Raw genomic sequence first — 13,754 nt, 5'->3', positions numbered from 1 at the left:
CCGCACGCTGCTGCAAAGACGACTGCGATCAGGCTGCCGGAAATGCCGAGCACCGATCTGTCTGAATGGCAATGCCGACAGGCGCCCCCATTGGCCAGCGCAGAACGGCCTGCTCGCCCGGGGATCGCACCAGCAGCCGCTCCCCGGCGCATTCGATCTGAAGATCGACGTGGCCACCCTGGTAGATCTGAGCAACAACGCTGCCCTTGATGGCGCACGGCTCCTCGGGCGCCACAACACTGAACTGCTCCGGGCGGACGAACAGATCAACCGCCGCGGACTTCTCGAGCCCGGACAGGCTCTCGCCCGACACATTCACCAGGGCATCGCCAAGCGCGACGGTCGCTTGCTTGGCTTGCATACTCACAAGCTGGCCACGCAGCCTGTTGTTGTCGCCGACAAAGCCGGCCACGAACGGATCCGCCGGACTGCGATAGACGTCGACAGGGCTGCCGAGTTGCCTGATACGGCCTTCGGACATGACCGCCACGCGATCGGACATGCTCAAGGCCTCGCCTTGATCGTGCGTCACGAAGATCGTGGTCAGACCCAGCTTGCGCTGAATTTCCCGCAGCTCCACCTGCATCGAGGTCCGCAGGCTCTTGTCCAGCGCCGAGAACGGCTCGTCGAGCAGCAGGACGGTCGGATTGATGACGAGAGCACGCGCGAGCGCAACGCGTTGCTGCTGGCCGCCGGACAATTGCCGGGGCTTGCGGTTCTCCATGCCCTTCAGCTTGACCAGCGCCAGCGCATCGGCGACGCGCTTGTCCCGCTCGACCCTGGGGACCCGCCGCGTCTTCAGACCATAGGCGACGTTTTCTGCCACACTCATATGCGGAAACAGCGCGTAGTTCTGAAACATCATGCCGATGCCGCGCTGGTAGGTCGGAATGTCGTTCACGCGCTTGCCTTCGATCGAGATCGAACCGCCGTCCGGCCCCAGAAAGCCCGCGGCCAGCTTGAGCAGCGTGGTCTTGCCGCATCCTGATGGACCGAGCAGCGTCACGAACTCGCTGCGACCGACGCCGAGCGTAACGGCGTTCAGGGCCACGACATCGTCAAATCGCTTGGTCACGGCGTCGAAATGGACCGCCGTTTGTTCCCCTTCAACATTCGCAGACGGCTTCAAGATCCGTGCTCCCTAGTGAGACTGCTCGATATTGAGCACCTTGCCGAGGCCCAGGAACGCATTGGCAAAAGCGATCAAGGCAGCGGTACCGACGATATACATGACCGACAATGCCGCCATCGACGGATCGGCGAACTCGCGCACGTAATTGTACATCGCGACAGGAAGCGTTTGGGTCCGCTGCGAGGTCACAAACAGCGAGGCTGTGAACTCGTTGAACGAGAGGATCGCTGCGAACAGCCAGCCGCTGACGAGCCCGGGCAGCAGCAGCGGCAGGGTGACGGTGGTCAGGACGCGAAGCGGTCCGGCGCCGAGGCTCGAAGCAGCGTGTTCGTAACTCTGGTCGAGATTTCTCAGCGAGACATATACGCTGCGCAACACAAACGGCAGCACCAGGATAACGTGGCAGATCACGACGACCGCAAAGCCGCGGCTCAGGCCGACTTGAGCCGCAAGGATGAGAAACCCGAGCCCGACCGTGAAGTGCGGTATCACCAGGGGCGAAATCAGGATTCCCTCGATGGCGGACTTGAGCGGAAATTTGTAGCGGTCGATGACAAACGCGAACATGCCGCCAACGCACAGCGCGATCGTCGAGCTCCAGGCCGTGACGATCAGGCCGTTGAAGAACCCTTGCCGGAAGTCTTCATAGGCGAGGGCCCGACCAAACCATCGCCACGACCAGGTCTGCGGCGGGAATGACAGGATAGGCTTGTCGTTGAACGCGGCGATCGTCACGACTACCGCCGGCAGCACAAGAAAAGCGATGATGACGAGCACCGTCAGCAATCCGACCCAGCCGAGCACTCTCTGATAGATCGAGCGCGGAATCATCAATGCACCTCGATGTTCTGAAGCGGTCGGGAGGCAAGCTGAAGCAGTCCAAGCACGAGTGCCGTCAAAGCCAGCCCAGCCACGCACAATGTCGCGGCGAAAGGAAAGTTGAAGCTCGAAAATCCAAGCTGGTAGACCAGATTGGAGATCATATTGACGCGGCCGCCGCCGATCAGCTGCGGCGTGGCGAAAGCCGAGAACGTCCAGGCGAATGCCGTCGTCGTGCCGGCGACCACGCCGGGCAAGGACAGCGGCAATGTCACGGTCAGGAACACGCGGATAGGACCGGCTCCCAGGCTTTCAGCCGCTCGGGAATAGTCGCGGTCGATATGGGACAATCCAGCAGCCAGCATGATGACCATGACCGGCAGCGTGACGTGCACGAGAGCAACCACAACGCCGAATGGCGTGAACATCAGTTGGAGCGGCTTGCCAATGAGGCCGAGCGACATCAGCAAGGAATTGATGAAGCCGTTGTTGCCAAGGACGATGATCCACGCATAAGTGCGAACGACCTCGCCCAGAAACAGCGGCGTCACGACAATCACGAGAAGGATGGAGCGCAGGACCGGCTGTTCGACGCGCACAAGCGCATAGGCCAGCGGATATCCGACGATCAATGTCACGAACGCGGTCATCGCGCACACGACGACGGTATCGAGAAACACGCGCGCGTAGAGCGGTTTCAGAAGGTCGGCGAAATTCCCCAGCGTAAATCCGCCGGGGTCGAGCGATCCCGGCACGTAGGCCCTGAGGCTGTATTGCAGAACCGCAACCATCGCCGCGAGGAACCCGATCGCACAGAGCGTTGCCGGCGCCGTGAAGATGCGCAGAAATGGCTGCTGATTCATGATACGGGACCGATCTGGCAACGGATCAGTTCATGATGTTTTCGGCGAACCATTTGCGCCATTCCGCCGTCTTGTTGGCGCGCAGCTTGGCGTCGATATTGATCTGCTGCTTCCATTGCTCCGCAGACGTGAAGACGCCCGGAAGCTTGGCGATTTCAGGATCGATCTTCGCGTTGAGGACCGCCGGGCTTCCCTTCTTCTGCTTCGAGATCTCGGCCTGAATTTCCGGGTCGTAGAGCGCGTTGATGAACTTGTATGCGAGATCGACCTTCTTCGACCCCTTCATGATGGCGACGGTGTCGATTCCCAGCACCGCACCCTCTTTCGGCATCGCGAGCGTGATCGGAATGCCCTGCCCGATCATGTAGTAGGCGTTCATCGAAAGCACGATCTGCACCGGCGTCTCGCCGCTCGCGAGCAGTTGCTGGCTGTTGGCATCGTTGGTGTAGAACGCCTTGAAGTTCGGCTTGAGCGCCTTGAGCTTCTCCTCGCCCTTTTCCCAATGCGCCGGGTCGGCGCCGGCAAGAATGGCAGCGACCGCAATGATGTGGCCGGGGTCGAAATCCGGAGCGGCGAGCTTGTCCTTCAGCTCCGGCCTCCAGAGATCATTCCAGCTCTCGAACTTGGTGTCCTTGATCAGATCGGGGCGGTAGCCGATCGTGTAGACATAGGCCCAGGCGCCGAGATGGTAGGGACTGATCCGCGCCTCGTCCGCGAGGTTCTTCGCATTGGGGATCTTCGATGTATCGATCGTCTCGAACAACCCGTCATTGGCATAGAGCCACCCGACATGCGACGTCGTGAACGTCACGTCGCTTTCGGGATTTCCCTTGGCGAGTTTTTCCTTGTTCAGTCGATCGATGGTGCCGCCGGTGATGAATTCGACCGGGACGCCGGTTTCGGCGGTGAATTTCCTGGCAACCGTCTCGGCCACTAGGTCACGCCAACTGCCGCCCCAGATACTGACAACGAGCTTGTCTTGTGCGTGAGCCGGCAATGCAATCAGAACAGCGATCAACACGGACCAAAGGCGAAGCATAGCTGCAGTCTCCCTCCAGCGAGGGAATGCAGCGCCCGGCTCCAGCTGCAATCCTCGGTCATGAAATTAAACTTATCATCTGCTTAATAGTACCTTTTATCAGGCGCCTCATCGACCCGCAATAGGTTTGTCTTATCGACAATAGTACCTTTTGCGATTAGCCTGCGCGCCACGTTGGTTGAAATCACGGAGGGCAGTCGATGACGACATCGACGGAAGCTTTAGAGGCCCATCGGCCGTCTGCCGTTCTCGATACGCTCAAGCGTCTTGGTTTCGGCACCGTCGTCTCTGTCCCCGACAGCTGGCTGGGCGAAATCCTTATTCGCATCGACCAGGAGCCGGGCATGACGCTGGTGCGCGCAACCCATGAAGAGGAGGCGCTTGCGATCGCTTGTGGAAGCCGGCTCGGTGGCGTTCGCACCGCCCTGCTCGTGCAGAATGCCGGCGTACTCAGCATGGGTGCGGGTATGGTGTCGCTCGCGCAGCGTTACCAATTTCCGCTTCTGATGCTGGTGTCCTATCGGGGCACGCCAGATGATCCGGTGTTCTATCATGTGCCGAAGGGCCGAGCGACGGAGCCGGTCTTCCGCGGCATCGGCCTCGCCCATGCCTGCACCGATCGATACCGCCCGATCGGTCCCCAGGTCGAACATGCCGCAACCTATGCGGAAGAAGCCTCATGTCCGTTTGCCCTGCTGATGGGTCGGGAGGATATCCAGTGGTAACCAACGCACGACCGACCCGGGCGGATTACTACAGGGCGCTTGCCGGCAGCCTGCCTGCTCGCGCGCTCGTCGTGACGTCGCTCGGCAATGCTTCGTATTTGTGGGCATCGCTGCATCACGCACCGGAAAACTTCTACTTCGAAGACGCCATGGGACTGACACTCCCGCTGGCGCTGGGCCTGGCGCTCGCCCAACCGGATCGTCCCGTCATTGCGGTCGAAGGCGATGGCGCCCTGCTTATGCATATGGGCGCGCTCGTCACGATTGGCGCGATGAACCCGTCAAATCTCACCATCCTCCTGATCCAGAACGGCGTTCACGCAGCTTCGGGTGGCCAAGCCTTGACCAATGCGACGCTCGATCTGGCTCAGCTGGCGCGCGCTTCGGGAATCAAGCACGCCGAAAACCTGAATGCGCCGAGCGCACTTGCCGCCGGCATCGCCGCGGCCGAAAAGCGCGATGGCGTCGGAGTCCTGGTTCTGGCGACGGAGCCCGACGTCGAAGTCGTCCGACCGCCGATCTCGCTCGATCCGGTCGCGACAAAACACCGCTTCATGGCTGCGATTGAGGCACCACGTTACGTCCCGACAATGTTCGGCGGCGGGATGCTCGAGGGGCCCTAGCCAGCCGGCATTTGCCTTGCGCAAATTCATGGTGGTCCGCTTCGTTGCCGAAGCGGGCCGCCTTTTTTTAAGCGCTCCGACATACCGCCAGGCTGTCGGACGACGCTGCGATCTTAGGCAGAGGACGTCGAAACTTTGAACTTGTCGGTCGTCCATCACTTAGTACGATGTATGGGACGATGGACTATTCGCCGGTTCGCTCGCTCTTGATGAGGACGACGACAACGATGCACAGCAACCAGGACGCCTTGCGGATCGACGTGGCCGCGTCGATTTCCGTCGGCATGCCCGTTATTCACTTCAATGACGGCGGCTCCCCGGTCCAGACGAATAGGTTTGGTGAGACAGCAGCTGCGGGTCAGCCGCAACACGGCGAGCGTCGAATGCCGGTGCTCCAGGCCTTGCTGATGTGGATTTGCTCGTCATCCGGTGAGGCCTGGCCTTCCCTCGAGCTCATCCTGGGCCGCACGCTGTCGCCGCAGGACCCGATCGGATCCGGCGCTTCATAGGCCGTCTGCTTCCGGCTTAGCCAATCGCAAGGCCCTGGCACAGGCGAGCGCCATTCGCCGCGTGCCCTACATCGCCTTGACGATGTTCTCGGTGACCTTCTTGGCGTCGCCGAGCAGCATCATGGTGTTGTCGCGGTAGAACAGCGGGTTGTCGATGCCCGCATAGCCCGAGGCCAGCGAGCGCTTGATGAACATCACCGTGCCGGCCTTCCAGACCTGCAGCACCGGCATGCCGTAGATCGGCGAGGTCTTGTCCTCTTCCGCGGCCGGATTGGTGACGTCGTTGGCGCCGATCACAAACGCGATGTCGGCCTGGGCGAACTCCGAGTTGATGTCCTCGAGCTCGAACACCTCGTCATAGGGCACGTTGGCTTCGGCGAGCAGCACGTTCATGTGGCCGGGCATGCGGCCCGCCACCGGGTGAATGGCGTACTTCACCTCGACGCCTTCCTTCTTCAGGATGTCGCCCATCTCGCGCAGCGCGTGCTGGGCTTGCGCCACCGCCATGCCGTAGCCGGGCACGATGATGACCTTGGAGGCGTTCTTCATGATGAAGGCGGCATCGTCCGCCGAGCCGAGCTTGGCGGGCTTCTGCTCGCCCGAGCCGCCGCCGGCCGCCGCGGTCTCGCCGCCGAAGCCGCCGAGGATCACCGAGATGAACGAGCGGTTCATCGCGTGGCACATGATGTAGGACAGGATCGCGCCCGACGAGCCGACCAGTGCCCCGGTGATGATCAGCGCCGAGTTGCCGAGCGTGAAGCCGATGCCGGCCGCGGCCCAGCCGGAATACGAGTTCAGCATCGAGATCACGACCGGCATGTCGGCGCCGCCGATCGGGATGATCATCAGGACGCCGAGCGCCAGCGCGATGATCGTGATCAGCCAGAAGTCGAGCGCGCTGCCACTCATCACGAGGCCGACGATGAAGAACACCAGCGCCAGCGCCAGCGCGATGTTGATGACGTGGCGGAACGGCAGGATGATCGGCGCGCCGCTCATCCGGGCCGACAGCTTCAGGAACGCGATCACCGAGCCGGTGAAGGTCAAGGCGCCGATCGCAACGCCGAGCGACATCTCGACCAGGCTCTGCGGATGGATGTTGCCGGGTGTGCCGATGTCGAACGCTTCAGGCGCATAGAACGCGCCGGCGGCGACCAGCACCGCGGCCATGCCGACCAGCGAGTGGAACGCGGCGACCAACTCGGGCATCGAGGTCATCGGCACCCGGCGCGCGATCACAGCACCGATGCTGCCGCCGATCGCGATCGCGACGATGACCAGGAGCCAGGCGAGGCCGTCGGCCGGCGGATGGCTCGCCAGCGTGGTGGCGACCGCGATTGCCATGCCGATCATGCCGAACATGTTGCCCTGGCGCGACGATGCCGGGCTCGACAGGCCGCGCAGCGACAGGATGAACAGCACCCCCGCCACGAGATACAGAACAGCAGCCAGATTGGCGTTCATCTCAGGTCCCCCTTTGTCTTCGTCACCCCGAGGTGCACGCCGCTCACTTGGCTTTCTTCTTGTACATCGCCAGCATGCGCTGGGTGACCAGGAAGCCGCCGAAGATGTTCACGCAGGCGAAGATCAGCGCCACGAAGCCGAAGCCGCGGGCCCAGCCCGAACCGCTCGACACCATGCCGACGCCGACCGCGAGCAGCGCGCCGACCACGATCACCGACGAGATCGCGTTGGTCACGCTCATCAACGGGGTATGCAGCGCGGGGGTCACCGACCACACCACGAAATAGCCGACGAACACGGCAAGAACGAAGATCGACAGCCGGAACACGAACGGATCGACGGCCTGCGCGAGATGCTCCATGGCTTCTCTCCTTACTTCGGCTGGAAGTTGGGATGGATGACGGCGCCGTCTTTGGTCAGCGCGGTGGCCTTCACCAGCTCGTCATCCCAATTGACCGCGAGCGCCTTGCTGGCCTTGTCGACCATCGTCTCGATGAACGAGAACAGGTTGCGCGCATAGAGGCTCGAGGCCGAGGCGGCGACGCGGCCGGCGACGTTGGTGTAGCCGACGATCTTGATGCCGTCGGTCTCGACCACCTCGCCGGGCCTCGCGCCCTCGACATTGCCGCCGCGCTCGACCGCGAGATCGACCAGCACGGAACCGGGCTTCATCGACTTCACCATCTCGCCGCTGACGAGCTTCGGCGCCGGACGGCCCGGGATCAGCGCAGTCGTGATCACGATGTCCTGCTTCTTGATGTGCTCGGCGGTCAGCGCGGCCTGCTTGGCCTGATACTCTTTCGACATCTCCTTGGCGTAGCCGCCGGCGGTCTGCGCGTTCTTGAACTCCTCGTCCTCGACCGCGAGGAATTTGGCGCCCAAGCTCTCCACCTGCTCCTTGGTGGCGGGGCGTACGTCGGTCGCGGTGACCACGGCCCCGAGACGGCGCGCGGTCGCGATCGCCTGCAGGCCGGCGACGCCGACGCCCATCACGAACACTTTGGCGGCCGGAATGGTGCCGGCGGCGGTCATCATCATCGGGAAGGCGCGGCCAAAGGCTTCGGCGCCCTCGATCACCGCCCGGTAGCCGGCCAGATTGGCCTGCGAGGACAACACGTCCATCACCTGGGCGCGGGTGATGCGCGGCATCAGCTCCATCGCAAACGCCGACACGCCGGCATCGGCCATCGTCTTCAGCGCGGGCTCGTTGCCGTAGGGGTCCATGATCGCGATGACCAGCGCGCCGCGCTTGTACTTCGACAGCTCGGAGGCCTCGGGCCGCTTCACCTTGATGATGATGTCGGCATCCCTAAGCGCATCGGCGCTGACGGTGGCGCCCGCCGCGACAAGCTCCGAATCGGGCAGCCCCGACTTGACGCCCGCGCCCGGCTCAACCGCGACCTCGGCGCCGAGCGCCTTGAACTTCTTGATGGTATCGGGCGAAACCGCAACCCGCGGCTCGGACGCATCGATTTCCTTGGCAACGGCGATCTTCACGCTCACAGCACCACTCTTGAGAACCAACGAGGTCATTCACCAAATCAGCGACGCAAGCGCGGCATTTCCCAGAGGATCGTCCTCGATCCCAGGGGGGCCGCCTGCGTCGCAGGATTTTCCGGCTTGGCAACGCCGACGCATCAATCGCGCGGCGTCTCGAGCCCAAAGGAGACAATTCCGCCAGGCTCGAAGTCGGCGCATCGTTGCGCAAACTTGACGATCTCAGCGCGAGCCTTTCGATCCCGCACCCTCATGAACGACGCGAGAAGCACCAGGCATTCGTCGGAGCCCACCTCGTCCCTCGCTCGCGCCGCACCGCCCATGAGAGGCTCGTCATTCCTGCTCACCTGCCGTCATCCGCCCAAGTAGGCAGATCGCACGTGTTCATCGTCGATGAGATCCTTGCCGCTCCCGGAAAGAACGATGGAACCGGTCTCCAGAAGGTAGGCGTAGTCGCACATCTCGAGCGCCGAGTAGGCGTTCTGCTCGACCATCAAGACCGTCGTCCCGGATTTCCTGATGCTATCGATGATCGAGAACACCTGTTCGACGATGTTGGGCGCGAGGCCAAGCGATGGCTCGTCAAACATCATGAGCCTGGGCTTGGACATGATCGCGCGGCCGATCGCCAGCATCTGCTGCTCACCGCCGGATAGTGTCCCCGCCACCTGATGCCGGCGCTCCGCCAGTCGCGGAAACATCCCGAAGATCCGCTCCCGATCGGCCGCAATCTCGCGACGGTCGGACCGCAGATACGCGCCCATGTCGAGATTTTCGTCGACGGTCATGTCAGGGAACACCCGCCGCCCTTCGGGGCAATGTGCGATTCCCTTGCCCAGGATCTCCCGCGCCGAGCACTTCGTAATGTCGTGCCCATCGAACGTAATCCGTCCGGCCGCCGAAGGCAGGATTCCCGAGATCGCCCGCAACGTCGTGCTTTTGCCCGCACCGTTCGCTCCGATCAGAGCGACCAGCTGCCCCTGCCCGATCGACAAGGTGACGCCCTTCAGCGCCTCGACCTTGCCATATCGGCAAACAAGACCATTAATGTGCAGCATGCCGGCTGGCTCCTTCACCGAGATAGGCACGAATGACCTCGGGATTGCCGCGGATCGCCGCGGGCGGCCCTTCGGCGATGATGCGGCCGTAGTTGAGCACGACGATGCGATCGGAGACGCCCATGACCATGGGCACGTCGTGTTCCACCAGCAGGATCGACATGCCGCGACCGTGCAGCTTGTTGAGCAGCTCCATGAACCGGGCGGTTTCCGTCGCATTCATGCCCGACACCGGCTCATCCAGCAAAAGCATCGACGGGTCTGTTGCAAGGGCAAGGGCAACGCCGAGCAGACGCTGATCGCCGTAGGACAGAGACCCGGCGAGTTCGTCGGCACGGCGCGCAATCCCGACGATCTCGAGCAGTTCGTGCGCCAGATTCCTCAACTCCGCCTCCGCCCGCCCTTCGCGCGGCAGCGCCAGCAGCGTATCCAGCAGCGTCGACCGGCTTCGCCGGTGCAAGCCGATCATCACGTTCTCGAAGACAGTCACGCTCTGGAACACGCTGGTGCGCTGGAAGGTCCGCGCCAGGCCGAGCGAGGTGACTTCATGCGGCTTGAGGTTGCTGAGCGAGGTATTCTTATAGCGCACCTCGCCCTTGGTCGGCCGCAGAAAGCCGGTGATGACGTTGAAGGCCGTCGTCTTGCCGGCGCCATTTGGTCCAATCAGGCTGACAATCTCACCCTGGTTGACGACGAAGCTCATGTCGGTGATCGCAATCAGTCCGCCGAAATGCACGGCGATATGTTCAACGGACAGAACCGGCTGCGGAGCGGTGGAGGGCATGGTGCTCATGGCGTGTCGTGCATCTTGGCTTGGAGAGGCTCCGGATCAACGCGGGTGCTGGGCACTGCGAACCACTTCTCGATGGCGGGGACAATGCCCTTCGGCAACACGAAGACGATGATGATCATCAGCAGGCCATAGAGGATCCACTGAATCTCTGGAGTAGCGAAAGACCGGGCGGCGACGGGAATGAAGCCGAAGATGAGGCCACCAACGATGGGGCCCGCAAGGGTGCCCTTGCCGCCCGAGATCACCATGATCACCATCGTGACCGTGTAAAGAAACGCAAACACGTCGGGATCGATGATCTTGAGGTAATGGGCGTAGAGGCTGCCGGCGGCCCCCGCGATGCCGGCCGAAAAGATCGCGGCCAGCACCAAATAGCGGGTCACGTCGATGCCGACCGAGACTGCCAGCGACTCGTTCTCCTTGAGCGCAATCATTGCGCGCCCGACTCGAGAGTAAACCAGACGCTGGATGACGATGTAGGACACCACAAGGACGGCAAGCACGAGATAGTAGTTGGATTGCTTGCTGTAGAAATCGAGATAGCCAACTCCGGGCAGCCCCAGCGTCATCGGCGGGATCGAGGTCAAGGCGAGCGGGCCTTGGGTCAACTCAACCCAGTTCAGCGCGACCAGCCGGACCACTTCCGCAAAGCTGATGGTCACGATGACGAAGTAGGCGCCCCGCACCTTGAAGGACAGCTTACCGACGGCATAGCCGCAGAGCGCTGCAACCAGGGTGCCGATCACAAACCCGGTCCAGACCGGCCAGGGTTCGTGAACCACGCGGATGCCGCCGATCAACTCGACATCGAAGCCCAGCGACACCAGCGCGCTGGTGTAGGCTCCAATGCCAAAGAATGCGACGTGACCAAGGCTCAGCTGTCCGGTGTACCCGAGCAGGAGATTGAGGCTCATCGCCGCGACAATGAGGATACCCGTCGTGATGAAGGCGTTCAGCAAATACGGATCGTGCAGCCAAAGCGGGACGGATGCGAATGCGGCGAGCGCGATATAGGGGATCAGGCGCTTCATCCGATCCGCTCCGCGCGTGCAAACAGGCCGGTCGGCTTGAAGAGGAGAACGACGATGATGATGAGAAAACCCATGGCATCGCGGTAGCCCGACGAAACGTATCCGGCACCGAGCTCCTCGGCCAACGCCAGCAGGAAGCCGCCGATGGTGGCCCCGCCGATGCTGCCGAGACCGCCCAGGATGACGATGGCAAAAGCCTTCAGCGAAGCGAGATTGCCCATTTGCGGGGAGATGACGTAGACCGGTCCGAGCAATGCCCCCGCTGCTGCCGCGAGGCTCGAGCCGATCGCGAACGTCGCCATGTAGATGAACTGGATGTTGACGCCCATGAGCGAAGCAGCGTCACGATCCTGGAAGGTGGCACGCATCGCCTTGCCGAGTTTTGTGCGGTTGATCAGGAGATAGGACACGCCGATCAGGGCAAGGGCAGCGCAGAAGACGAACAGGCGCAACCAGGACACCGAAATCGAACCAATGACGAGCGGAAGTTCCGGGAACGGCGTCGAAACCGACTTCGCGACGCCACCCCAGACGAACTGCTCGCCATTCTGCATCACGATCATGGCGCCGATCATGACCAGCATGGTCGTATCGATGTCCGCACCACGCATCGGGCGCAGCAAGACGACCTCGATCAGCGCACCAGCGAAGCAGCCCAGGACGACCGCCACGATCAACGCAAGGAAGAAGTTCAGGCCGAGCATCACGCCGACGAAATACAGCGCATAGGCCCCGAAGGAGTAGAGCTCACCGTGCGCGAAATTGACCACGCGCATGATGCCAAAGATGAGCGTGAGCCCAATGCCCAGCAGCGCGTAGGTGCTGCCCAGGATGAGCGTGTTGACGATGTGTTGCAGAAGCTCGGTCATGCTGATTTTTTCGGCCGAAAGACCGCTGATCCTCTCTTCAGAGCATGTTTATGGGCGAGGCAATGCCAAGGCGCCACCAATTATTGGTGGCGCCTTCCGCGATCGTCGAGCTCAGGAGCCCGACAGGATGATCTTTTCGTTCTCGATCTTGATCAGATAGAGGTTGGGCATGCTCTGGCCGCTTTCCTTGCCGGTCGGCCCTTGCTTCTGGAACTTGATCTGACCATTCAGGCCGGGAAAGTCGGTCGTCCAAAGCGCATCGGTGATCGCCGCCGGCTCTGCCTTGCCGGCCCGCTGGATCGCATTGGCGATGGTGCGAATTCCGTCGTAGCCGCGGAAGCTTTCAGTCGCGCCGGCGACCGCATAGCCGCGCTTTTTCCACTCGCCGAGGAAGTACTTCGTCGCTGCCGGGTCCGGGGTCTTGTCCGGATACCAGGGCGCGAAGGTCGTCAGATGCATGGAGCCGTTCGCTGCGGCGCCGGCCTGCTCGATCAGCTGATCCGGATTCTGCGAGCCGCCGGTGGTGACGATCCGCTTGGTGATGCCGAGCGCTGCGGCTTGCTTCAACACCAGGGTGAGCTGCTCGACCGCGGTCGTGACCATGATCGTGTCCGAGTCGGTTGCCTTGATCTTGGCAAGCTGCGCGCTCATGTCCTGGGCGGCCTGATCCATGATCTCCACGAGGCCGACCTGAATGTTCTGGGCCTTCATGATCTTGCCGAAGTCCTCGGCCGAGCCACGACCCCAGTCGTTGTTGATGACGAGGAAGTCGGCCTTCTTGATGCCGAGTGACGGCATGATGGACTTGAACTCGGTCGCCTCGACCGAGGACGGCGGCGAGATGCGGAAGATGTAGGAATTGCCCGACGTCGTGATCTTGCTCGAGGACGAGGTCTCCACCACCATCGGAACCTTGTATTCCATGAGCTTCGGCATCACCGCGAGGGTCAGGCTCGAGCCCCAGGCGCCCATGATCACGGGCACCTTGTCGCCGGTGATCAGCTTCTCGGCGACGGCGGCGGCCTCCGTCGGATTGCTCTTGTTGTCCTCGATGACCAGCTCGATCTTGCGACCGAGCAAGCCGCCCTTGGCGTTGATCTCGTCGGCGGCAATCTTTGCGCCGTTCACGACATAGGTTCCGGAAGCGGCGAACGGACCGGTGAGCGGCTCATTTACACCGATCTTGATGGTCTGCGCCGCGGCGCCCGTCGCCAGTGCGGTCGACATCGCCGCGGCGAGGGCCGCGCCCGTAATCAATCCGTGTGCTCGCTTCATCTTTCCTCCTGTGCTCGCTTGAGCCATGCCTAGGGAACGAAACACCAGTGCAGCGCG

15 protein-coding genes are annotated in these 13,754 nt (G+C 62.3%); 3 read left to right on the top strand and 12 right to left on the bottom strand.

All coding sequences use genetic code 11. The annotated features are described in order from the left end of the window. Positions 1–28: 28 nt before the first annotated feature. From AAFG07_RS11895 to AAFG07_RS11880, 4 genes are all read right to left on the bottom strand, one after another. Positions 29–1,129, bottom strand: a complete 1,101-nt coding sequence (locus AAFG07_RS11895; RefSeq protein ID WP_342727428.1) for an ABC transporter ATP-binding protein — start codon at positions 1,127–1,129, stop codon at positions 29–31. A 12-nt stretch (positions 1,130–1,141) separates the two neighbouring features. Continuing rightward, entirely contained in the window at positions 1,142–1,963 is an 822-nt protein-coding gene (locus tag AAFG07_RS11890) for an ABC transporter permease (RefSeq protein ID WP_342727426.1), read from the bottom strand. Beyond that, entirely contained in the window at positions 1,963–2,601 is a 639-nt protein-coding gene (locus AAFG07_RS11885) for an ABC transporter permease (protein WP_342727425.1), read from the bottom strand. The genes AAFG07_RS11890 and AAFG07_RS11885 overlap by 1 nt, the downstream gene beginning before the upstream one ends. A 238-nt stretch (positions 2,602–2,839) precedes the next feature. Next, a complete protein-coding gene (locus tag AAFG07_RS11880) occupies positions 2,840–3,748 on the bottom strand; it encodes a polyamine ABC transporter substrate-binding protein (protein WP_342727424.1) in 909 nt (302 codons plus the stop codon). A gap of 305 nt (positions 3,749–4,053) precedes the next feature. Here AAFG07_RS11880 and AAFG07_RS11875 point away from each other — a divergent pair, with 305 nt between their 5' ends. The 3 genes from AAFG07_RS11875 (at position 4,054) to AAFG07_RS11865 (ending at position 5,710) form a co-directional block, all read left to right on the top strand. Then, positions 4,054–4,578, top strand: coding sequence for a thiamine pyrophosphate-binding protein (locus AAFG07_RS11875; protein WP_342727423.1), 525 nt, complete (start codon positions 4,054–4,056; stop codon positions 4,576–4,578). Positions 4,579–4,649: 71 nt separating this feature from the next. Continuing rightward, positions 4,650–5,201: a thiamine pyrophosphate-dependent enzyme gene (locus AAFG07_RS11870; protein ID WP_342727422.1), complete on the top strand. Its 552-nt coding sequence runs from the start codon at positions 4,650–4,652 to the stop codon at positions 5,199–5,201. Positions 5,202–5,380: 179 nt separating this feature from the next. Then, complete coding sequence (locus tag AAFG07_RS11865) at positions 5,381–5,710, top strand: hypothetical protein (RefSeq protein ID WP_342727421.1); 330 nt, start codon at positions 5,381–5,383, stop codon at positions 5,708–5,710. 66 nt (positions 5,711–5,776) lie between these two features. Here the strand turns inward: AAFG07_RS11865 and AAFG07_RS11860 are convergent, their stop codons facing one another. From AAFG07_RS11860 to AAFG07_RS11825, 8 genes are all read right to left on the bottom strand, one after another. Next, positions 5,777–7,174, bottom strand: a complete 1,398-nt coding sequence (locus AAFG07_RS11860; RefSeq protein WP_342727420.1) for an NAD(P)(+) transhydrogenase (Re/Si-specific) subunit beta — start codon at positions 7,172–7,174, stop codon at positions 5,777–5,779. Between the two features lie 43 nt (positions 7,175–7,217). Beyond that, positions 7,218–7,535, bottom strand: coding sequence for a proton-translocating transhydrogenase family protein (locus tag AAFG07_RS11855; RefSeq protein WP_016841609.1), 318 nt, complete (start codon positions 7,533–7,535; stop codon positions 7,218–7,220). Positions 7,536–7,546: 11 nt separating this feature from the next. After that, the gene (locus tag AAFG07_RS11850) at positions 7,547–8,671 is read right to left on the bottom strand and encodes a Re/Si-specific NAD(P)(+) transhydrogenase subunit alpha (protein ID WP_342729129.1); all 1,125 of its coding nucleotides are present in this window, start codon (positions 8,669–8,671) and stop codon (positions 7,547–7,549) included. A gap of 353 nt (positions 8,672–9,024) precedes the next feature. Next, positions 9,025–9,729 carry an ABC transporter ATP-binding protein gene (locus AAFG07_RS11845; protein ID WP_342727419.1) on the bottom strand — a complete coding sequence of 235 codons (705 nt, stop codon included), beginning with the start codon at positions 9,727–9,729 and terminating at the stop codon, positions 9,025–9,027. Next, positions 9,716–10,522 (bottom strand): ABC transporter ATP-binding protein, encoded by an 807-nt coding sequence (locus AAFG07_RS11840; RefSeq protein ID WP_342727418.1) that lies wholly within the window; start codon positions 10,520–10,522, stop codon positions 9,716–9,718. The genes AAFG07_RS11845 and AAFG07_RS11840 overlap by 14 nt, the downstream gene beginning before the upstream one ends. Further along, positions 10,519–11,553: a branched-chain amino acid ABC transporter permease gene (locus tag AAFG07_RS11835; RefSeq protein WP_342727417.1), complete on the bottom strand. Its 1,035-nt coding sequence runs from the start codon at positions 11,551–11,553 to the stop codon at positions 10,519–10,521. Before AAFG07_RS11835 ends, AAFG07_RS11840 begins: the two co-directional genes overlap by 4 nt. Then, the gene (locus AAFG07_RS11830; protein ID WP_092116278.1) at positions 11,550–12,422 is read right to left on the bottom strand and encodes a branched-chain amino acid ABC transporter permease; all 873 of its coding nucleotides are present in this window, start codon (positions 12,420–12,422) and stop codon (positions 11,550–11,552) included. The genes AAFG07_RS11835 and AAFG07_RS11830 overlap by 4 nt, the downstream gene beginning before the upstream one ends. 111 nt (positions 12,423–12,533) lie before the next feature. Then, positions 12,534–13,697, bottom strand: coding sequence for an ABC transporter substrate-binding protein (locus AAFG07_RS11825; protein WP_342727416.1), 1,164 nt, complete (start codon positions 13,695–13,697; stop codon positions 12,534–12,536). Positions 13,698–13,754: the final 57 nt, after the last annotated feature.

The sequence above is a fragment of the Bradyrhizobium sp. B097 genome, from assembly GCF_038957035.1.
Classification (GTDB): domain Bacteria; phylum Pseudomonadota; class Alphaproteobacteria; order Rhizobiales; family Xanthobacteraceae; genus Bradyrhizobium.
The sequence above is the reverse complement of the archived record's forward strand: the minus strand, read 5'-3'. Positions and strand labels throughout refer to the sequence as shown.